17 protein-coding genes and 1 tRNA gene are annotated in these 19,924 nt (G+C 57.4%); 10 read left to right on the top strand and 8 right to left on the bottom strand.

The window, feature by feature from the left end; translation table 11 throughout:
- The first annotated feature begins 68 nt into the window (after nucleotides 1-68).
- Both radD and rplY read left to right on the top strand, forming a co-directional pair.
- Nucleotides 69-1,826 (top strand): DNA repair helicase RadD, encoded by a 1,758-nt coding sequence (radD, locus tag Q1L34_RS07525; RefSeq protein WP_032717968.1) that lies wholly within the window; start codon nucleotides 69-71, stop codon nucleotides 1,824-1,826.
- 137 nt (nucleotides 1,827-1,963) lie between these two features.
- Nucleotides 1,964-2,248 carry a 50S ribosomal protein L25 gene (gene rplY, locus Q1L34_RS07520; protein ID WP_004864846.1) on the top strand — a complete coding sequence of 95 codons (285 nt, stop codon included), beginning with the start codon at nucleotides 1,964-1,966 and terminating at the stop codon, nucleotides 2,246-2,248.
- A gap of 56 nt (nucleotides 2,249-2,304) precedes the next feature.
- On the opposite strand, the gene Q1L34_RS07515 is transcribed toward rplY, so the two are convergent.
- A complete protein-coding gene (locus Q1L34_RS07515; protein ID WP_327204435.1) occupies nucleotides 2,305-3,195 on the bottom strand; it encodes a LysR family transcriptional regulator in 891 nt (296 codons plus the stop codon).
- Nucleotides 3,196-3,300: 105 nt separating this feature from the next.
- Between Q1L34_RS07515 and Q1L34_RS07510 the strand changes: the two genes are divergently transcribed.
- Nucleotides 3,301-4,614 (top strand): serine hydrolase domain-containing protein, encoded by a 1,314-nt coding sequence (locus Q1L34_RS07510; protein WP_327204434.1) that lies wholly within the window; start codon nucleotides 3,301-3,303, stop codon nucleotides 4,612-4,614.
- Here Q1L34_RS07510 and Q1L34_RS07505 read toward each other — a convergent pair.
- Nucleotides 4,611-5,231: an NUDIX hydrolase gene (locus Q1L34_RS07505; protein WP_327204433.1), complete on the bottom strand. Its 621-nt coding sequence runs from the start codon at nucleotides 5,229-5,231 to the stop codon at nucleotides 4,611-4,613. The genes Q1L34_RS07510 and Q1L34_RS07505 overlap by 4 nt on opposite strands.
- Before the next feature lie 81 nt (nucleotides 5,232-5,312).
- Between Q1L34_RS07505 and Q1L34_RS07500 the strand changes: the two genes are divergently transcribed.
- Nucleotides 5,313-6,077, top strand: coding sequence for a DeoR/GlpR family DNA-binding transcription regulator (locus Q1L34_RS07500; protein ID WP_327204432.1), 765 nt, complete (start codon nucleotides 5,313-5,315; stop codon nucleotides 6,075-6,077).
- 48 nt (nucleotides 6,078-6,125) lie between these two features.
- Here Q1L34_RS07500 and yejK read toward each other — a convergent pair whose 3' ends face one another.
- The gene (gene yejK / locus Q1L34_RS07495) at nucleotides 6,126-7,133 is read right to left on the bottom strand and encodes a nucleoid-associated protein YejK (protein ID WP_004864857.1); all 1,008 of its coding nucleotides are present in this window, start codon (nucleotides 7,131-7,133) and stop codon (nucleotides 6,126-6,128) included.
- A gap of 189 nt (nucleotides 7,134-7,322) precedes the next feature.
- On the opposite strand from yejK, the gene Q1L34_RS07490 reads away from it, so the two are divergent.
- The 5 genes from Q1L34_RS07490 to eco all read left to right on the top strand — a co-directional run bounded on the left by Q1L34_RS07490 (nucleotide 7,323) and on the right by eco (nucleotide 11,672).
- Nucleotides 7,323-7,550, top strand: a complete 228-nt coding sequence (locus Q1L34_RS07490) for a YejL family protein (RefSeq protein WP_015583825.1) — start codon at nucleotides 7,323-7,325, stop codon at nucleotides 7,548-7,550.
- Nucleotides 7,551-7,569: 19 nt separating this feature from the next.
- Nucleotides 7,570-9,330, top strand: coding sequence for an LPS biosynthesis-modulating metalloenzyme YejM (gene yejM, locus Q1L34_RS07485; RefSeq protein ID WP_137056001.1), 1,761 nt, complete (start codon nucleotides 7,570-7,572; stop codon nucleotides 9,328-9,330).
- A 77-nt stretch (nucleotides 9,331-9,407) separates the two neighbouring features.
- Nucleotides 9,408-9,484 (top strand) — tRNA-Pro (locus Q1L34_RS07480).
- Nucleotides 9,485-9,716: 232 nt separating this feature from the next.
- Nucleotides 9,717-10,826 carry an AI-2E family transporter gene (locus Q1L34_RS07475; RefSeq protein WP_004864864.1) on the top strand — a complete coding sequence of 370 codons (1,110 nt, stop codon included), beginning with the start codon at nucleotides 9,717-9,719 and terminating at the stop codon, nucleotides 10,824-10,826.
- A gap of 354 nt (nucleotides 10,827-11,180) precedes the next feature.
- Nucleotides 11,181-11,672 (top strand): serine protease inhibitor ecotin, encoded by a 492-nt coding sequence (gene eco / locus Q1L34_RS07470; RefSeq protein WP_004864866.1) that lies wholly within the window; start codon nucleotides 11,181-11,183, stop codon nucleotides 11,670-11,672.
- Nucleotides 11,673-11,724: 52 nt separating this feature from the next.
- Here the strand turns inward: eco and mqo are convergent, their stop codons facing one another.
- A complete protein-coding gene (gene mqo / locus Q1L34_RS07465) occupies nucleotides 11,725-13,356 on the bottom strand; it encodes a malate dehydrogenase (quinone) (protein ID WP_015583824.1) in 1,632 nt (543 codons plus the stop codon).
- 274 nt (nucleotides 13,357-13,630) lie between these two features.
- On the opposite strand from mqo, the gene Q1L34_RS07460 reads away from it, so the two are divergent.
- Nucleotides 13,631-14,878 (top strand): SulP family inorganic anion transporter, encoded by a 1,248-nt coding sequence (locus tag Q1L34_RS07460; protein ID WP_327204431.1) that lies wholly within the window; start codon nucleotides 13,631-13,633, stop codon nucleotides 14,876-14,878.
- Here the strand turns inward: Q1L34_RS07460 and mgtE are convergent.
- From mgtE to ada, 4 genes are all read right to left on the bottom strand, one after another.
- Nucleotides 14,841-16,277 carry a magnesium transporter gene (gene mgtE, locus Q1L34_RS07455; RefSeq protein ID WP_004864871.1) on the bottom strand — a complete coding sequence of 479 codons (1,437 nt, stop codon included), beginning with the start codon at nucleotides 16,275-16,277 and terminating at the stop codon, nucleotides 14,841-14,843. The genes Q1L34_RS07460 and mgtE overlap by 38 nt on opposite strands.
- 142 nt (nucleotides 16,278-16,419) lie before the next feature.
- Complete coding sequence (locus tag Q1L34_RS07450; RefSeq protein WP_004864873.1) at nucleotides 16,420-18,063, bottom strand: multidrug ABC transporter permease/ATP-binding protein; 1,644 nt, start codon at nucleotides 18,061-18,063, stop codon at nucleotides 16,420-16,422.
- A gap of 68 nt (nucleotides 18,064-18,131) precedes the next feature.
- Nucleotides 18,132-18,788 (bottom strand): DNA oxidative demethylase AlkB, encoded by a 657-nt coding sequence (alkB, locus tag Q1L34_RS07445; RefSeq protein WP_015583823.1) that lies wholly within the window; start codon nucleotides 18,786-18,788, stop codon nucleotides 18,132-18,134.
- A complete protein-coding gene (gene ada, locus Q1L34_RS07440) occupies nucleotides 18,788-19,852 on the bottom strand; it encodes a bifunctional DNA-binding transcriptional regulator/O6-methylguanine-DNA methyltransferase Ada (protein WP_152308950.1) in 1,065 nt (354 codons plus the stop codon). Before ada ends, alkB begins: the two co-directional genes overlap by 1 nt.
- Nucleotides 19,853-19,924 lie beyond the last annotated feature (72 nt).

Below are 19,924 nucleotides of genomic sequence, written 5' to 3'. Positions count from 1 at the left end.
TCTTAACGCCACTCAAGGGAAAAGATTCGTGGCATACTATTTGCGAGTTAATTAACGCCAGTATAGCCATGACTTTTACATTACGTCCCTACCAAAAAGAGGCCGTCGACGCCACGCTCGCCTGGTTTCGTCGCCATCATGAGCCTGCCGCAATCGTCCTGCCAACCGGCGCGGGTAAAAGCCTGGTCATCGCCGAGCTGGCACGCCTGGCGCGCGGCCGCGTTCTGGTGCTGGCGCACGTCAAGGAGCTGGTCGCGCAAAACCACGCCAAGTATTGTGCGCTTGGGCTGGAGGCGGATATTTTTGCCGCCGGGCTGAAGCGTAAAGAGAGCCACGGCAAGGTGGTCTTCGGCAGCGTGCAATCGGTAGCCCGTAACCTTGAACAGTTCCAGGCCGAGTTTTCACTGCTGATTGTCGATGAATGCCACCGCATCAGCGACGATGATGACAGCCAGTACCAGCAAATTATCAGCCATTTGCAGCAGGTCAACCCGCAGCTGCGCCTGCTCGGGTTAACCGCCACGCCGTTCCGCCTCGGCAAGGGCTGGATCTACCAGTTTCATTATCACGGCATGGTTCGCGGTGATGAGAAGGCGTTGTTCCGCGACTGTATTTACGAACTGCCGCTGCGCTATATGATCAAGCACGGGTATCTGACGCCTCCGGAACGGCTGGATATGCCGGTCGTGCAGTACGATTTCAGCCGCCTTCAGCCGCAGAGCAACGGTCTGTTTAGCGAAGCGGACCTGAACCTTGAGCTAAAAAAGCAGCGGCGCATTACGCCGCATATCGTCAGCCAGATCGTCGAATTCGCCCGCACGCGTAAGGGCGTGATGATTTTCGCCTCCACGGTAGAACACGCGCGGGAAATTACCGGCCTGCTGCCCGCCGGCGAGGCGGAGCTGATTACCGGTGAAACGCCCGGCCCGCAGCGCGATCGCATCATCGAAGCATTTAAAGCGCAGCAGTATCGTTATCTGGTGAACGTGGCGGTGCTCACCACCGGATTTGATGCCCCGCATGTCGATCTGATCGCCATCCTGCGCCCCACGGAGTCGGTCAGCCTTTATCAGCAAATTGTCGGCCGCGGCCTGCGCCTGGCGCCGGGGAAAACCGACTGCCTGATTCTCGACTATGCCGGAAATCCTCACGATCTCTACGCCCCGGAGGTGGGTTCGCCGAAGGGCAAGAGCGATAACGTCCCCGTACAGGTATTCTGCCCGGCCTGCGGCTTTGCCAATACCTTCTGGGGAAAGACCACCGCCGACGGTACGCTGATTGAACACTTTGGCCGCCGCTGCCAGGGCTGGTTTGAAGATGACGACGGTCATCGTGAACAGTGCGATTTTCGTTTTCGCTTTAAAAACTGTCCGCAGTGCAATGCGGAAAATGATATTGCCGCCCGCCGCTGCCGCGAGTGTGACACAATTCTGGTCGACCCGGACGATATGCTGAAGGCCGCGCTGAAGCTCAAAGACGCGCTGGTGCTGCGCTGCAGCGGCATGGACCTGCAGCACGGTGGCGACGATAAAGGTCCGTGGCTGAAAATCACCTACTACGATGAGGACGGCGCCGATGTCAGCGAGCGCTTCCGCCTGCAGACGCCGGCCCAGCGTACCGCGTTTGAGCAGCTGTTTATCCGTCCCCATACCCGCACGCCGGGCGTGCCGCTGCGCTGGATAACCCCTGCCGACATTGTTGCCCAGCAGCCGCTGTTGCGGCATCCGGACTTTGTCGTCGCGCGCATGAAGGGCCAGTACTGGCAGGTCAGGGAAAAAGTCTTCGACTATCAAGGCCGCTTCCGCCGGGCAAATGAACTGCGTTAATCACCGCCGCGCCTGAGGTTTTCATTGCCGTCAACGCCATAGGTGGATATAATGCCGCCCGCTTTTGCATTCGCAAAGCAGATCATCTGCCTGCTGCTGGGTCGCCTGTAGCAGGATTTAAATATAGAGAGACATCAATGTTTACTATCAACGCAGAAGTACGTAAAGAGCAGGGTAAGGGTGCGAGCCGCCGCCTGCGTGCAGCTAACAAATTCCCGGCCATCATTTATGGCGGTGAAGCTACTCCGGTAGCAATCGAGCTGGACCAGGACAAACTGTGGAACATTCAGAGCAAAGCTGAGTTCTACGGTGAAGTTCTGACCATCGTTATCGATGGCAAAGAAGAAAAAGTAAAAGTTCAGGCTGTTCAGCGTCACGCGTTCAAGCCAAAACTGACTCACATCGACTTCGTTCGCGCTTAATCGCGATAGCAAGTTGAGTGGCAAACGCCCCGGCCCGCAAGGTCCGGGGCGTTTTGTTATGCGTCTTGTTTCCATAGCAAAGGCGCAAAATCAACCACCTCTCCCAGCGTCGGATGCTTGTTCATTCCCGGCTGCCACAGCATCACCATCGTGACATTCAGCCCCTGGGTACCGACTTCGGTATCGATCTCCTCCACGCCTTCCCAGCCGGCCGCCTGAAAATGGTCAGGTAAGAATCCCCACCCCTGCCCCTGCTGCAGCGCATGGCGCAATAACGCTTTTTCATTCATGTACAGCGTATGTCCCGAGATTTGCACCCGGCGGGCAATTTGCTCGTCTGCGCGGCGATGCATCACCAGCTGCGGGACCAACGACAGATTGAGCAGAGTCAGCGGACGCGCGCAGCCAGCAAACAGTCGCTCGGCCGCATAAAAGCGCAGATCGACGGTTCCCAACGCGCGCCACTCCATTTCGCTACCGAGAGTCCGGTTATTGGCCTGGCAAATAGCCAGATCGGCCTGCCCGTCGGCCAGCGCCTGCTCCGCCTCGCGGCGCGATGCGCTCCAGCAGCTCATTCGCAGCTGACGTCGGGCAAGGCGATCTGCCAGTGCGCAGAGAAAGGATCGCGGTACAAACGGATCGTACACCACCCGCAGCCCCTGCCCCGCGGTGCGCGGTAGCGTCTGCGCAAACGACTCAAAGGCCTGGGCCTGGCGCAGCAGTAAATGCGCCTGGCGAAAAAGTTGTTCCCCTTCGGCGGTTAACGCCAGGCTTCGCCCTTCGCGCAGGAACAGCGCATATCCCAGCGCATCTTCCAGGTAATCCAGCAGATCGCGCAGCGTGGTGCGATCTTTTCCGAGCCAAATCGCCGCCCGCGAAAGACTCCCGGTTTCCGCGATGATGGCAAAAGCCTCAATCTGGGCAAATGAGTAATGCAGCGTTTTCATCCTGTGGTTTCCTTTGGGGGAAAATCCCCCATCGGCTGATTTTAGCCTGCCGAAGGCGATTTATATACTGCAGGCCTGGTTGTTATGGCTAATAAGGAATCTCTGATGACAAAGATAAAAAAAACCACACCGCTGGCCCTGGCGTTGCTGTTCGCGCTTTGCCCTACCGTCAGCATGGCGCAGGCCCCGTCACCGCAGGCCTGCGGCGGAGTCATGCTGGATGTCTGCCCGACACCTTTTGATCCCGTTCTGCCTGCAACAAAAGATATGCTCAACTGGGATCGGTCCGCCCGGGTTATCGGTTTTCGCAACGACTACCGTAACTATGCCGGCGATATCTTCCATCACGGTAACGCCACGCCGCTGTTGCCGTCAGATAAGCCGCTGACCGACGTCAGCTATACGGTAAACGGCCAGACATGGAACCTGCAGGATTACCTGAAGCGCCAGAACGTCACCGGTTTTCTGGTACTCAAAGAGGGTAAGATTGCCTACAAATATCTCGGCGCAGGCAATACCGACACCACGCTGTGGACCTCCCGCTCGGTAGGTAAAGCGGTGGTCTCCACCCTGGTCGGTATAGCGATTCAGCAAGGTAAAATCCATTCGCTTAATGATCGGATCACCGATTACGAGCCCGACCTGAAAGGCAGCGCCTGGGACGATGTCACCCTTAAACAGCTGATTCAGCACACCTCCGGCGTCGAGTGGAATGAAGATTACACCAACCCGCAATCCCATTTCGCCCGCCTGACTCAGTGTGAAGCCCATCCAGGTACCTACGCGTGCGTGCGCAAGATCGTGGCCTCCCTGAAGCGCACGCATCCCGCCGGCGAGCAGTGGTCCTACTCGTCAGGGGGCGCCTGGCTATTGGGTGATGTTCTGGAGCGGGCCACCGGAATGCCGCTTGCCGCATGGCTGGAGCAGGCCCTGTGGCAACCCGCCGGAATGGCGCATGACGGCGTCTGGCACGCTTATCAGCAGGGCAAGCATGACGTCGGGGCGCACGGCTTTAACGCTACGCTGGAAGACTGGGGTCGTTTCGGCGAGTTTGTCGCCCGGGATGGACGTCTGGCCGATGGCCAACGGCTGGTGCCTGAAGGCTGGTTTGACCAATCCTCCGCCTGGACCCAGGCGCAGAAATCAGTCTCCCCGGCACACCCGGAGGGCATTTACGGCTATCAATGGTGGAATAACGCGATTCCGGCCAACGCACAGCATGTCGACCCCAGCGCCCGCCAGGGCCTGAAAGGTTCGCTGTGGGCGCTGGGTATCTACGGCCAGGTGATTATGGTCAACCGCGCGGAACATCTGGTGATCGTACAGTGGTCAACCTGGCCGCAGGCCGAACCTTCGTTTAACGCCCAACCGCTGGAAGCCGCGCTGATGTACAGCGCTATCGCCCGCAAACTGCACTAAGGGTTATCGCGCCTTGTTTCATCCGGGGCAAGGCGCGACGAAATCGTGAGAGCCAGGTGTTGCAGTAGCATAATGGTTTTGGCATCCACAATTTCCCCCTCGCGTATCGCTTGTAACCCCCGGGCCAGTGGCCACTCCAGCACTTCGATATCCTCCCCTTCCGCCGCCAGCCCGCCGCCTTCGCCGCGGCGATCGTCCGCCGAATATTCGGCAATGAAAAAATAGAGCTTTTCGGTGACCGACCCCGGACTCATGTAGGCGGTAAAAACCGGTTCAATGCCGGTGACGCGGAAGCCGGTCTCTTCTTCCGCCTCGGCGATAATGCGCTCTTCCGGCGACGCATTATCCAGCAGCCCGGCAGCCGCCTCGATCAAAAAACCATCATGACCATTAATCCACACCGGAAAACGAAACTGGCGTATAAGTACAACGGTTTGCTTTACCCGGTTATAGAGCAGAATCACCGCGCCGTTGCCGCGATCGTAGGCCTCACGGCTCTGTTCCTGCCAACGGCCATCCCGGCGCAGCAATTCAAAAGTGTATTTTTTTAACGTATACCAGTTGTCGGACAGCAGCGTTTCACGCACGTGGCGAACGCGGGAGGTATCCCTGGACATATTTTTCTCCTGATGAGATGACAGCGACCACGATAACATGCAAAATAATGCACAAACAAGATCAAACGCGAAGGAAGGAATATGTTTGCCAGCCAACGAAAACAGCAAATACTGCAGATTCTCGCCGTCGAAAAACAGGTGATGTCCGGCGAGCTTAGCCAGCGGTTTAACGTCTCTGAAGACTCTATCCGCCGGGATTTACGCGAGCTGGCGGGGGAAGGCAAGCTGCAGCGGGTCCACGGCGGCGCGCTGCCGGTTTCGGCGGCCATCGCGCCGATCGAAACAAGAAAAAACGTGCAAATCGCTTCAAAGCAGGCCATTGCCGGCCGGGCGGCGGCGCTGATCCAGCCGGGGCAGGTGGTGATTATCGATGGCGGGACCACGACAGAAGAAATGGTCCGCTGTCTGCCGGCTGATTTGGCCTGTACCGTCGTAACCCACAGCCCAGGTATTGCCGTCGCGCTGGTGGAGCGACCGTTGATTGAGGTCATTCTGATCGGCGGGCGGCTGTTTAAACATTCGGTGGTCACCGTCGGCGCCAGCGCGCTGGAAGGTATTGCGCGGATCAATGCCGATCTGTTTTTTATGGGCGTTACCGGGGTGCATGACCGCGCGGGTTTCACTACCGGCGATTATGAAGAGGCGGCTATCAAGCGGGCACTCGCCGCGCGGGCAGCGGAAACCATTGTGATGGCGTCGCAGGAAAAACTGAACTCGGCATCGGCGTTTGCCATCGGCGAGCTAAGCCTTGCCAGTACCCTGATTATCGATGGTTTGCTGGATGAGGCCCTGCAGGCGAAGCTGACTCAGCACGGGATCGAGACGATCCGCGCCGACGCTGAGTAACAACGCCGCGGGCCGCCAGCCCCGGCCTTCACCGGGGCTGGCGGAGAATCAGCTACCGCCGGAAGTCCGACGCTGCAGCTGATCGCGCAGGTTAGGCGGCGTGCCTTTGATGGTCAGCGTATCCGTTGCCGGATCCCAGAACACCCGCTCGCCCAGCAGCATGGCATCAAAGTTGATCGTTAACCCGCCGCCGCTGCCGGCAAACTTGGTCAACTGACGCAGCGTGCTGCGATCCGCCGGGAAGCTCTCTTCCAGCTCATACCCCTGTTCAGCGGTAAATTGCTGGAAGCTCTTCTCGCTGACGCCGGCCAGCTCTTTGGATAAAGATTCCAGTTCAATCTCTTCTCCCGCCTGCAGCTGCTCGTTGCAATAAGCATATACCTGCTGACGAACGTTCTGCCGTTCGGACTTATCGAGCTGAGCATCGGAGGCGAAATCATCGACCGCCTGGAGCAGGCCGCGGTTCTGCGCTTTGGCATTCAGCCCTTCGCTGGCGCCGAGGAAGTCCATAAAGAAATCGGCCACTTTACGCCCGACCCGGCCTTTGAGGAAGGTCAGGTAGCGGGTCGACTCCGGATTGGTTTCCCATTCAGTTAAGTCAATGCGCGCCACAATATCGGCATGATTGATATCCAGATAGTGGGTTGAGCTGATATCCAGATCTTCATTAACGCGCATACTGCTCAGGTTGTTCAGCACCGCCACCAGCAGATACTCAACCGCCAGATAACGATACTGACAGAACAGAACGATACCGCCTTCTGCGAAAGGATATTTCGCCAGTTCATCACGCAGACGGCCGGTTGCCGCCCGGCTGAACGGGAGAAATTCTTCTTCGCCCTGGCGCTGCAGGCGAAGGGCCTGCGCCAGCTCGCTCTCTTCGTTAAACAGACCGTAGGCCTTGTTTTTAGCGCTGTAGACACGATGCAGCTCGGCCATCATTTCCACGACCGTCGCATTCGGCTCCAGTAAGGAATCGCGCAGCACCAGTTCGAGGTTTTGTTCATCACGTTTAATTAACTGATGCAGGGCAATCTGGTCGATATCCAGACTCATGTTAAACTCTCCTTTTAGACCGGCCGGTATTCAACCACCGCCGGGACGGCGACGCAACCGCCGCGTGACTCTTCGACGACCAGAGACTCGCGATCGTGCGCGCTTTTGCGCCGTGGCGAAAAAATGCGGAAAAAAAGCTGCTGCTACGGTAATATGTTGCCCTTTCACGAACAAACAGATTTTGAGTTTATGCCGCAATTATCCCGCTATAGTGATGAACACGTCGAACAGCTGCTTAGCGAGCTGACCAACGTGCTGGAAACACACAAAGCCCCCGTTGACCTTTCACTGATGGTGCTAGGCAATATGGTGACTAACCTGATCAATAGTAGCGTCGCGCCGGCGCAGCGTCAGGCTATCGCCCGTTCTTTTGCCCAGGCTCTGCAGTCTTCAATCAACGACGATCCGGCGCACTAAGGATAACCAACAACTGTATATGGTGACTCTTCGTCAGCCCTACCGAGAAAAAATCTCCCAGATGGTCAGCTGGGGGCACTGGTTCGCCCTGTTCAACATGTTGTTGGCCATGGTGCTCGGCAGCCGCTATCTTTTTGTCGCCGACTGGCCCACGACTCTGGGCGGACGTATTTTCTCGTATGTCAGCCTCGTGGGTCACTTCAGTTTTCTGGTATTTACCAGCTATGTCCTGATTCTCTTCCCGCTGACCTTTATCGTCGTATCGCAGCGATTGATGCGCTTCCTGTCGGTCATTCTGGCGACCGCGGGCATGACGCTCCTCCTGATCGATAGCGAAGTCTTTACCCGTTTCCACCTGCATCTTAACCCTATTGTCTGGGAACTGGTCATCAACCCTGACCAGAATGAGATGGCGCGCGACTGGCAGCTGATGTTTATCAGCGTGCCGATTATCTTCCTGCTGGAAATGCTATTTGCGACCTGGAGCTGGCAGAAGCTGCGTAGCCTGACGCGTCGCCGCCACTACGCCCGGCCTGTCGCCTGGTTTTTCTTTCTCTCTTTTATCAGCAGCCACCTGATTTATATCTGGGCGGATGCGAATTTTTATCGCCCGATCACCATGCAACGGGCGAATCTGCCGCTCTCCTATCCGATGACGGCCCGCCGTTTCCTTGAGAAACATGGCCTGCTCGACGCCCAGGATTACCAGCGTCGTCTGGTAGAACAGGGGGCGCCGGAAGCCGTCTCCGTTGAGTATCCGCTGAGCACCCTGCGCTATCGCGATCTGGGGGCTGGCTACAACGTTCTGCTCATTACCGTCGATAACCTGAACTATTCGCGGTTTGAGAAAAATATGCCGGAACTGGCCCGTTTCTCGCAAGAGAACGTCAACTTTACCCAGCATATGAGCTCCGGCAATACCACCGATAGCGGGATGTTTGGCCTGTTCTACGGGATTTCGCCGGGCTATATGGATGGCGTCCTGTCAGCCCGCATCCCGGCCGCGTTGATTACGGCCTTTAACCAGCAGGGATATCAGCTGGGGCTGTTCTCCTCCGATGGTTTCAGCAGTCCGCTCTATCGCCAGGCGCTGCTGTCCGATTTCTCGCTGCCAAATGAGAAAACGCAAAGCGATGAGCAAACGGCGGACCAGTGGATTGGCTGGCTCAATCGCTATGCGCAGGATGAAAACCGCTGGTTCTCATGGATTTCGCTGAACGGCACCACGCTGGATAACAGTCAGCAGCAAAACTTCGCGCGTCGCTACAGCCGTGCGGCGGGAGATGTTGATAACCAAATCAGCCGGGTACTGAGCGCCCTGAGCGATGCCGGAAAACTGGATAATACGGTGGTGATTATTACCGCCGCGCACGGTATGCCGTTGAATCCGCAGCGCGGTAAGTTTGACTGGTCCCGGGAGCAGCTGCAGATTCCGCTGGTTATTCACTGGCCAGGGATTCCGGCGCAGAACATCGCGACGCTGACCAGCAACAAAGATGTGATGACGACGCTGATGCAGCGCCTGCTGCACGTCTCCACGCCTGCCAACGAATACTCACAGGGTGAAGACCTGTTCAGCCCCGCGCGTCGTAGGGCCTGGGTGACGGCGGCCAACGGCGATACGCTGGCGGTCACGTCGCCAGAGGTGACCGTGGTGCTGAACCACAACGGCACCTACAGCACCTGGAACAGCGACGGCAAAAAGATTGATAACCGCAAACCTCAACTCAGCCTGCTGCTGCAGATCCTGACTGACGAAAAACGCTTTATCGCTAACTGATTGATTAATTATGAATCAATCAGCCGTTCCCCGGCTTGCATTCGGTCGGGGAACGGGTAATATTGTCCTCCATACGTCGGCACGTAGCGCAGCCTGGTAGCGCACCGTCATGGGGTGTCGGGGGTCGGAGGTTCAAATCCTCTCGTGCCGACCAAATCATTCACCGGTAAGTTATCTTAACAACCGGTAACCCCTTAAGAACCCGCATCCTCTCTGAGCCTGCGGGTTTTTTAATGCCCGAATCACCCCGCCGACACGGTCGCGGTCCGCGGTCGAATCTATCCCCGTTTCCGCACTGCTGATGAAGAAACTCCGACCTTACTGATTGTAAATCGAAGAATAGCTTCTATTATTCGTCGTACTTGCCTGACACCGGAACAATTAATATGAGAGTTAATGGACTTACGAAGGGATTTTTTATCCTGATTTTGCTGATGGTCAGCCTCGCCTTTTTTAATGTTCTTTCCCCCTATTATTCAGCCATACTGTGGGCCGCGATTCTGTCGGTCATCTTCAACCCGGTGAAGAACAAGTTGCGTACTCGCCTCGGGGAGCGCAATGGCCTGGCCTCGTTGTTGACCGTCGTGATTATCTGCCTGATTGTTTTCACGCCGCTGGCGATCATCATTTCATCGCTGGCGATTGAGCTCAACCTGGTTTACACCCAGCTTCAGCATAACGACACCCAGTTTCCTGTGGTGGTGGCCAATCTGTTTGCCCATCTGCCTGAGTGGGCCAGAAGCTTTCTCTCCGAACATAACCTTGACAGCGCAGAGCAGATTCAGAAACAGCTCTCTGACGCCGCTCTGAAAGGCGGGCAATATCTGGCCGGCAGCGCGTTCCTGATTGGTAAAGGGACTTTCGGCTTTACCGTTAGCTTCGGCATCATGCTGTATCTGCTGTTTTTCCTGCTCAAAGATGGCCCCTATCTGGTCATGCTCATCCTTGAGTCCCTGCCGCTGTCTAACTACGTTAAGCAGCATCTGTTTGCCAAATTTGCCGCCGTATCACGGGCAACCGTAAAAGGTACCGCCGCCGTCGCCCTCGCCCAGGGGATACTTGGCGGCATCGCGTTTTCTATCGCCGGCCTCGACGGCAGCATTTTGTGGGGCGCCATCATGGCGTTTCTGTCGCTGATTCCGGCGATCGGTTCCGCCATAGTCTGGGTACCGGCTGCCATCTTCCTGTTTGCCACCGATCAGCTATGGCAAGGGGCGTTTATCGTCGGCTTCTTCGTGATTGTGATAGGCCTGGTGGATAATATTCTGCGCCCGCTGCTGGTGGGCAAAGATACCAAAATGCCGGACTATCTGATTTTGATTGCCACCCTAGGCGGCATGGAGATTTATGGGATTAATGGCTTTGTCATCGGGCCGCTGATCGCCGCCCTGTTTATTGCCTGCTGGAATCTGCTATCGGGGCGCGAGCACGCGGGCAACACCGACGAAATCGATGAAGAGTTCATCGAGGAAGGAAAAGTCAGTCGCGATGAGTAGGCATCGGGGGGAGCATTTCGCTTCCCCCGTCTCCCCTTCTGTTACTGTTATAGCGCCCCTTATTCGCGGGTATTGGCCGGTCGGACTGGAATCATCGCACCTGAAAACGTCTTCGCTTGCTGATAATTATTAACGCCGGGTTGCCGGTTGCCGTTGGCGGCAATATCCCGTCAGGGATACCCAAAGAACCTTTCACTCAGAGAGTGAATTTGGGTAGTGAATACTTGCAAACCAGCCAATAAAGCCAGTCAATCAGACCACAATATATGAAAATAATGGTAAATTATTCTTACCATTACGCAAAAGAGTGCTAGTCTTTTGCCGTTAAAGATCGATAACAAAGGATGATGAATCGTGAAGAAAATCTCTACGCTTGCTGTTTCTCTGCTGGCCGTTGCCTGTGTTTCCACCAGCGCGCTGGCCGCTGAACAGCCTCTGGAAAAGGTCGCCCCCTATCCGAAGGCGGAAAAAGGCATGAAGCGTCAGGTGATTCAGCTGCCGCAGCAGCAGGACGAATCCGCATTTAAAGTCGAGCTGATGATCGGCCAGACCCTTGAGGTTGACTGCAACCGCCATCGCCTCGGCGGTCAACTGGAAAGCAAAACGCTGGAAGGCTGGGGTTACGATTACTACGTTTTTGATAAAGTGACCGGACCGGTTTCAACCATGATGGCCTGCCCGGACGGCAAAAAAGAGCGTAAATTTGTGCTGGCAGGCTTGGGTGATGATGCCATGCTGCGCTACAACAGCAAGCTGCCCATCGTGGTCTACACCCCAGATAACGTCGAAGTGAAATACCGAATCTGGAAAGCAGACGAAACCATCGGCAATGCCGTTGTACGCTAACGCGAAGCGATAAACAGTCACTATCCGGCGGCATCAGCCGCCGGATGTCGTTCTACAGCGCAATATCCGCCATAGGTTTGTCACCGGAGAGCGGCTTCAGCTCCGCCAGCGGGACCTGATCAACCACCGCTACCGGCTCGTAATGCAGCTGCAGTACTTCACTGGTCCACGCCAGCGCCTGTTCAATCGCCGCCGGGTTACCATCCAGACGCAGACCGTAGGAGGGAACGATCTCTTTCAGTTTCGCCTGCCAGGCGGCCGACTGCACCTTCTCTTTAAAGACCTTCTCCATCAGCTGTAGCATGATAGGCGCCGCCGTCGATGCTCCCGGAGAAGCTCCCAGCAGCGCTGCAACGGTACCTTCGTCATCGCTGACCACTTCCGTGCCCAGACGCAGTACGCCCTTCTTACCGTTGCGTTTGATAATCTGTACGCGCTGGCCGGCCTGCCACAAGCGCCAGTCCTCTTTATTCGCTTCCGGATAGTATTCGCGCAGCGCCTCGTGACGATCGTTATCTTTCTGCATCACCTGGCTAATCAGATATTTCACCAGATCGAAGTTATCCAGACCGACATTGAGCATCGGCAGAATATTCGAGGTGTTGGTTGATGCCAGCAGATCCCACAGCGAACCGTTTTTCAGGAAGCGGGTCGAGAAAGTTGCGAACGGTCCAAACAGTACTACCCGCTTGCCATCGATAATCCGCGTATCGATATGCGGAACCGACATCGGCGGCGCGCCCACTTCGGCCTGGCCATAGACTTTCGCCAGATGATGGTTCACCACCTCCGGGTTTTCGCACACCAGGAACTGTCCCCCCACCGGGAAGCCCGCGTACTCTTTCGCCTGAGGAATACCGGTTTCCTGAAGCAGCGTCAGCGCGGCGCCGCCGGCGCCAATAAAGATAAATTTGGCTTTAATAACGCGCTTCTGGCGACGATTATCGGCATCGGCCAGGGTCACTGTCCAGCTCTTGTCCGCGTTGCGCTTAAAGCGACGCACAACGGTACCAAGCTGCAAAGAGAAGTTATCATGGGTCTGCAGTCCGGCAATCAGCTGGCGGGTGATTTCCCCGTAGTTGACGTCGGTCCCGACTTCGGTGCGGGTCGCGGCCACTTTTTGCTGCGGATCGCGCCCTTCCATCACCAGCGGCGCCCACTCTTTGATCTGCTGATGATCTTCAGAATAGCGAATCCCGCGGAACAGCTCACTCTGCTGGAGCGCCGCGTAACGCGCGCGCAGGAAATTCACATTGTCTTCGCCCCACACAAAGCTCATGTGCGGCACGCTGTTAATAAACGATTTCGGCTTACTGAGTATGCCGCGTGTCACCTGGTGAGCCCAAAATTGCCGGGAGATGTGGAAGGATTCGTTGATATCGACCGCTTTGTCGATATTAATCCCACTGGCGGTTTGTGGCGTGTAGTTCAGCTCCATCAAAGCCGCATGACCGGTACCCGCATTGTTCCAACCGTTCGAGCTCTCTTCAGCCACGCTGGACATCTGCTCGACCATGGTAATAGACCAGTCCGGCTCAAGTTCCTGAAGCCAGGTTCCCAACGTGGCGCTCATGATGCCGCCGCCAATCAACAATACATCCGTCTCTTGCTCATGGCGGGTGTTGGTCCGAGGTGTATTTGAACCAACAGCCGGTGAGCTGGGTACGGCCATCTTTTTCTTCATCGGATTTGAGCCTTACTTTACTCGCTTTTGGATTTAGCGCAGGTGAAACGATTATCGAGAATCAAGGTAACACCGAAGATCAAAAAATTAAATATTGTTTAAAATTTAAGTTGAGTTTTGAGATCTGTTATAAAAATGTTTAATAAATGTGTACGCTAAATCATATTTTGTACTGGTATATGTCACGTCCACGCGCTATCATCCCCTGTTTTGTGACAGACCGCACACAAGCTCCGGCTCGTGGTTCCGGCTTTTATCTACCAGCGAAACGCTTATGCATCAGGCCACCAACCCCACACCACCCTCTTCGAACGGCGCGCTTCGCCATGTATTACGCTCGCCGTCGCTACTGACCCGCGAAGCGCTGGCTGGCGTACTCACCGCGCTGGCCCTGATTCCAGAGGTTATCTCCTTTTCTGTGATTGCCGGGGTTGACCCGAAAGTCAGCCTGATTGCGTCCGTTGTGCTCTGTCTGGCGATGTCGGTGCTTGGCGGCAGACCGGCCATGGTCACCGCAGCGGCGGGGTCGGTGGCGCTGGTCATTGGCCCTATGGTGCATCAACACGGCGTGGGCTATATCCTGCCCGCTGTCATTTTGGCTGGTATTATTCAAATTTTGTTTGGGTTGTGCGGTATGGCCCGACTGATGCGATTTATTCCGCAATCGGTGATGACCGGATTTGTGAATGCGCTGGGGATACTGATCTTTTTTGCCCAGCTGCCACATTTCTGGAGCACACGGCCGCTGATCCTCGGCCTGTTCGTGCTGACGCTGCTGATTGTGCTGTGGGCGCCACGCTATATCAAAGCCATCCCTTCGCCGCTGATCGCCATCATCCTGCTGACCTTGTTTACCGTCACCAGCGGCCAGCTGCTGCCCACCGTCGGTGATGAAGGCACTATGAGCGGTGGACTGCCCGGACTTACCGCTCTGCGGGTACCGCTCGATCTGCACACGCTGAGCATTATCTGGCCCTGCGCGTTGAGTATCGCCTTCGTTGGCCTGCTGGAGTCGCTGCTGACGGCTAAACTCGTGGATGATCTGACCCACACGCCATCCAGCAAAGCGCGCGAGAGCACCGGGCTGGGCATCGCCAATATTCTCGCCGGATTCTACGGCGGTATCGCCGGCTGCGCCATGATCGGGCAGACCATCGTTAACGTCGAAATGGGCAAGGGCCGAAGCCGCGTCTCAACCGTTGCGGCAGGCCTTGTACTGCTGCTGCTGGTCACCGCGCTGAGTGAAGTAATGGCTAAAATTCCGATGGTGGTGCTGGCCGGAGTGATGGTGATTGTGGCGGCAAAAACCTTCAGCTGGCACAGCATTCGGCCGGCGGAAGTGGCGCGCCATCCGTGGCCGGAAACGCTGGTTATGCTGGCGACCGTCGGCGCGACGGTCGGAACCAGCAATCTGGCCATTGGCGTTGTGGCCGGACTGGCAGTGATGGCGCTGATTCCTCGCCGGCTGCGCAGCAGGCCGGCGCTTACATCAGAAATATCGTCGCCAGACCGAGAAAAATAAAGAAGCCGCCGGTGTCGGTGATCGCGGTGATCATCACGCTGGAGCCGACCGCCGGATCGCGCCCCAGCTTGACCATCACCATCGGAATAATCACCCCCATCATCGCGGCCATCAGCAGATTCAGCATCATCGCCAGCGTCATCACGCCGCCCAGCTGCGGGTCCTGATACAACCACCAGGTGATCGCCCCCATGATCCCGCCCCATACCAGGCCGTTAATCAGCGCGACGCCCATCTCGCGCAGAATCAGAAACGAAAAGCTGCCGGGCTGAATGTGCTGTAATGCCATAGCGCGCACGATCATGGTGATCGTCTGATTGCCGGTGTTGCCGCCGATCCCGGCGACGATCGGCATCAGTGAGGCAAGCGCCACCAGCTGTGAAATAGTGTGTTCAAACCCGTCAATCACCCGCGAGGCGATAAAGGCGGTGCACAGATTAACCGCCAGCCAGGCCCAGCGGGTCTTCACCGCTTTGCTGACCGGCGCAAAGACATCCTCTTCGCTGCTCAGACCGCCCATACCGCGCAGATCGCTGTCCGTCTCTTCATAGACGACGTCAACAATCTCATCGATGGTCAGACGGCCCATCAGCTTCCCTTCTGCATCAATCACCGCGGCGCTGATCAAGTCGTCACGTTCAAAGGTACGCGCCACCTTTTCAGCCTCTTCGTGCGGCTGGAAGGTGACCGGGTCCCCTTCCATGACGTCGCCGACCCGTTTTTGCGCCGCATTGAGCAGAATCGTTTGCAGCTGAAGCTCACCCAGCAGAAGCTTATTGCGGGTGGTCACAAACAGCTTATCGGTGTTCGCCGGCATTTTGCCCAACCGCCGCAGATAGCGCTGTACCGCCGCCAGCGTCATTTCCGGACGCACGACAATCACTTCGAACTCCATGATTGCCCCAACGGTATTGTCGGCGTAACGCATAATCTGGCGGACGCGCGCGCGCTTATCCGGCGGCATCGTCGCCAGTAAGCGACCGGTCAGGTTACGCGGCAGGTGCTGAACCAGATAGACCTGTTCGTCGATATCCAGGGTTTGCAGCGCGTCGAGCAGCTCGTGGTCGCTCATCTTATCGATGAGATCGCCCCAGACGTTTTCCGATGCCTCGAGCAGCACCTCGCCGCGTTTGTCGTTGCTGACCAGCTGCCAGAGCGCATTACGCCCGTCGTACGGCAGCGCTTCGAGGGCATCGGCAAGGTCCGGTGGCGGCAGGTGAGAGACCAGCACCTCGACCTCCGCCAGATCGTCTGCCAGCGTGCCGTCGTCATAGCGTTCAGCAAGCGTCAGCTTTCCCAGCAGCGCCGAGGTGACGGCTTTATCGGTGGTCAGCAGCCAGATAAGGCGGGCACGCTCTTCATCACGTAATCTGGCACTTTTTTTATGCGAAACGGACATCGGTCAGGCAATCCTTTTGAGAACATGTGGCAGGCCAGGAGCCATAAGCATAGCGCGGGGAGGGAGAAAAAATAACCGTCGCCGCGTTCAGGCGGCGGAAAAATCAACAACCGCGCCGCCGGCGAGCCGGCGACGCGATCAATCAGGCGGTGCGGGCCACCGCATCCCGGGTAGCCAGCTCGCGCTCTTCTCCCGTCAGTTCTGTCAGCTGGCCGCTTCGCATCTCCAGCAGGCGGTCGGCATGCTGGAAGTAGTGATCGTCGTGGCTAATGGCGAAAACGGTTTTCCCCATTTGCTGCAGCAGCGGCAGCAGCTGCTGGTAAAACTCGCGCCGGAAATGCGGGTCCTGATCCGCCGCCCACTCATCAAGCAGAATGATATCCCGCTCCTCCGCCAGCGCCAGCAGCAGCGCAACGCGTTTTTTCTGCCCTTTCGACAGCTTCAAATCGACAATCCTGCCGTTATCCAGCTGCAGTTTATGCGTCATTTTCAGGTACGCCATCCACTGGTCAACCAGCGCGGAGTCCGCCGCTTTGCCGCCGGGCCCCAGCAGCCGATCGAACAGCCAGACATCGGTAAAGACCGCCGAAAAAAGCTTGCGGTAATCTTCGGGCTTGTCTGCCGCAAGGGGCTGGCCATCGAGCAGAATCTGCCCGGAAGCCGGTTGATACAGCCCGGTCAGCAGCATCGCCAGCGTCGATTTACCGCTGCCGTTGCCGCCAATTAAAAACACCAGCTCGCCGCGCTGCAGGGTCAGGTTAATCGGCCCGACAGCAAAGCTGTTATCCGGATAGTGGAAGCAGACGTCGCGCAGCTCCAGAGTCTGCCAGTGCGGGTGCGGTTCCGGCTGCGGGAAGTCGGCGCGATACGGTGCCAGCGAGAAGGTATTCAGCTTGTTGAACGCCACCTGGGCGCTGAGCAATGTCGGCAGCGCTCCGACCGCCGAGAGCAGCGGCGTGCGCAGGAACAGCAGAGTCAGCGAGTAGGTCGCCGCCACGGCGGTATTCGCCCAGCCGAGGCTGTTTGCCATCCAGAACACCAGTCCGATGGCCCCCAGCATCATAATATTCGACCAGTTCACCGCGCTGAGATGGAACGTATCGGCGCGGATAATATGGTGACGATATTCGCGGGCATCCGGCAGATAAAGTTGATTAAACACGTATTCCGCGCGTTCCCGGTTAAGGGTTAACTCTTTGCGCCCCTCCAGCACCGTCTGGTAGTCGTGGTACAGCTTGTCTTCCGTTTCCCGCAGCGTCGCCATATGCCTGTAGACGCGAGCCACCAGCACAAACCCGCCCCAGATGGTCAGCGCCATCCACAGCGCGGTCACCATCATCATTTTGCCCGACAGCCACGCCAGATAGGCGGCGGAACCAAAGGTCAGGATAATCCCCTGCACCAGCTCCGGCAGGCGCACAAAAGCGATGGTGATATTGCGAATGTCGCTGGTTAAACCGGCAAGCAGCGAAGCGCTACCGATCTTCTCGACCTTTTCGATTTGGGTATCAAGGATGCGTTTGATAAATTCGCCGCGCAGGCGGAAGACAAAATGGTGGCCCAGGGTGGTCAGGGCCAGCTGGGAACCCAGCGTCACGACCATCAGCAGCAGCAACAAACCGAGAAATTCCGGCAGCACCGCCAGCGAGGTATCGACCACGGTCATCAGACGCAGATTAATAAAGGCAATAAGCCCGATTCCCAGCGCCGCACTGAGCAGACTCAGGGCAATGACGGAGATAAATGGCCAGCGATACTGGCGCCAGACAAGCAGCAGAAGTTCCATAACTCACAATCCGGGCAGCAAAACAGCCAGCAGTTTAAACTGCTCGCCCATGACATCAAGAATAATTCTTATTTTTGTTCTCTCGCACCGGCAAGACGGAAGGTGAGGTTATAGCGACAGGCGCCGGTCTGCGGATGGTCGCCCTCTTTCAGCGGCTGGATACCGTGGTAAAACAGGCGCGATTCTCCCCCCCAGACCACCACATCGCCATGCTCCAGCAGCACGCGCTGCAGCGGATCGCTGCGCCGCAGACCGCCAAACTGAAACACGGCGGGCAGCCCCAGTGACACCGACACAATAGGCGCCCGCAGATCGCGTTCATCTTTATCCTGATGCAGAGACAGCTTTGCCCCGGGCTGATAGCGGTTAATCAGACAGGCATCGGGAGCAAAATCAGGATAGCCGCAGGCAAGCGCCGCCTCCGCAGCCAGTTGACGAAAGATCGTCGGCATCGACGGCCAGCGCTGACCGGTTAACGGATCGTCAGGAGCATAGAGGTAGCCGTGCATATCGGTGGTCCAGCCCACTCTGCCGCAGTTGGTCATCGCCACCGACATGGTATAGCCTCCCGGCGTCACCATTTGACGAAACGGCGACCGGCTGGCGACCTGCATTATCGCCTGCAGCAACGCCGCCGCGCGCCGGTGGGCGAAGCGCCGCAGAATGGTGGCCCCCGGCGCCAGCGGCTCCTGCCAGGGAGGCGTATCGGCGAATAAATCGAGCATCACTTCTCCTCGGTTTGCGCTTCCCGGGCCAGCAATTGCGCTTTACGGGCCGTTCCCCAGCGATAGCCTGAGAGCGCCCCGCCCTCGCGGACCACCCGATGGCACGGGATAACAATGGCGAGTTTATTGGCCGCGCAGGCGCCTGCCACGGCTCTCACCGCACGAGGTTGGCCAATGCTCTGCGCGACCTGACGATAGCTGCGGGTCTCTCCTGCCGGGATCTGGCGCAACGCCTGCCAGACGCGCAGCTGAAACGCGGTACCGCGCAGATCCAGCGGTAGATTAACGGCCTTGCGAGGATCGTCCAGATGGGCGAAAACCTCGGCTACCCGCTGGCAAAAATGCGCATCCCCCGGCAGAAGCCGGGCGTGGGGGAAGAGACGGGATAACGCATCAAGCAGCGCTGCGTTCTCTTCCCCTGGTAAAACGGCGCACACCCCCCGTTCACTTTCCGCAACCAGGCAGCGGCCGACCGCGCAGTCGCCGACAGTATAGATAATGTCGGTATCCTCGCCGCCGCGGCGAAACTGGCGGGCGGTCATCCCAAGCGCGGCATCCGCCTGACGATAATAACTGCTGCCTCCGGGAAAGCCTGCCGCTAGCACGGCGGGCGTCACTTTTTCCCCCTGCCCCAGCGCTTCGCGCAAACGTCGCGCACGCCATGCCTGTTGCCAGGCTTTCGGCGTCATTCCGGTGACGGATTTGAATAAACGATGAAAATGAAAGGGGCTGACCGCCAGTTCCTGCGCCAGTGCCTCAAGGGTCACGGGCGATTCCTGTTCCAGCAGGCGACAGGCCCGGGTGACTTTGTCCACCTTCTGCTGCTGCGGATCGCGTTTATCCGGCTGGCAGCGCTTACAAGGACGAAAGCCAGCGGCGATCGCCGCCTCAACCGCGGGGTAAAAGCGCACATTCTCCCGCAGCGCTCGCCGCGAACGGCAGGACGGGCGGCAACAGATACCGGTGGTCAGTACGGCAAAGACAAACTGACCATCGGCTCGCACATCGCGATCGCACACCGCCTGCCAGCGGCGATCGTCGGTATCAGCAATTATCGGTTTCATAACGGGCTCCTGCTTTAAGTGTATCGTCAGTCTGAATCCGCGCCCGATGAAAAAAACCCGAAATCTTGCTGT

This window comes from Klebsiella ornithinolytica, assembly GCF_030505655.1.
GTDB classification, from domain to species: Bacteria; Pseudomonadota; Gammaproteobacteria; order Enterobacterales; family Enterobacteriaceae; genus Klebsiella; species Klebsiella ornithinolytica.
Note: the sequence above shows the minus strand (reverse complement) of the source record. Positions and strands in the feature narration are given on the sequence as shown.

Bases quoted from the DNA above. Each gene is read 5' to 3' on its own strand.
- ada (WP_152308950.1), bottom strand. From the start codon at position 19,852: ATGAAACCGATAATTGCTGATACCGACGATCGCCGCTGGCAGGCGGTG.
- Q1L34_RS07500 (WP_327204432.1), top strand. From the start codon at position 5,313: ATGTTTGCCAGCCAACGAAAACAGCAAATACTGCAGATTCTCGCCGTC.
- Q1L34_RS07490 (WP_015583825.1), top strand. From the start codon at position 7,323: ATGCCGCAATTATCCCGCTATAGTGATGAACACGTCGAACAGCTGCTT.
- Q1L34_RS07510 (WP_327204434.1), top strand. From the start codon at position 3,301: ATGACAAAGATAAAAAAAACCACACCGCTGGCCCTGGCGTTGCTGTTC.
- yejM (WP_137056001.1), top strand. From the start codon at position 7,570: ATGGTGACTCTTCGTCAGCCCTACCGAGAAAAAATCTCCCAGATGGTC.
- Q1L34_RS07460 (WP_327204431.1), top strand. From the start codon at position 13,631: ATGCATCAGGCCACCAACCCCACACCACCCTCTTCGAACGGCGCGCTT.
- radD (WP_032717968.1), top strand. From the start codon at position 69: ATGACTTTTACATTACGTCCCTACCAAAAAGAGGCCGTCGACGCCACG.
- rplY (WP_004864846.1), top strand. From the start codon at position 1,964: ATGTTTACTATCAACGCAGAAGTACGTAAAGAGCAGGGTAAGGGTGCG.
- Q1L34_RS07515 (WP_327204435.1), bottom strand. From the start codon at position 3,195: ATGAAAACGCTGCATTACTCATTTGCCCAGATTGAGGCTTTTGCCATC.
- yejK (WP_004864857.1), bottom strand. From the start codon at position 7,133: ATGAGTCTGGATATCGACCAGATTGCCCTGCATCAGTTAATTAAACGT.
- Q1L34_RS07450 (WP_004864873.1), bottom strand. From the start codon at position 18,063: ATGGAACTTCTGCTGCTTGTCTGGCGCCAGTATCGCTGGCCATTTATC.
- mgtE (WP_004864871.1), bottom strand. From the start codon at position 16,277: ATGTCCGTTTCGCATAAAAAAAGTGCCAGATTACGTGATGAAGAGCGT.
- alkB (WP_015583823.1), bottom strand. From the start codon at position 18,788: ATGCTCGATTTATTCGCCGATACGCCTCCCTGGCAGGAGCCGCTGGCG.
- Q1L34_RS07475 (WP_004864864.1), top strand. From the start codon at position 9,717: ATGAGAGTTAATGGACTTACGAAGGGATTTTTTATCCTGATTTTGCTG.
- Q1L34_RS07505 (WP_327204433.1), bottom strand. From the start codon at position 5,231: ATGTCCAGGGATACCTCCCGCGTTCGCCACGTGCGTGAAACGCTGCTG.
- mqo (WP_015583824.1), bottom strand. From the start codon at position 13,356: ATGAAGAAAAAGATGGCCGTACCCAGCTCACCGGCTGTTGGTTCAAAT.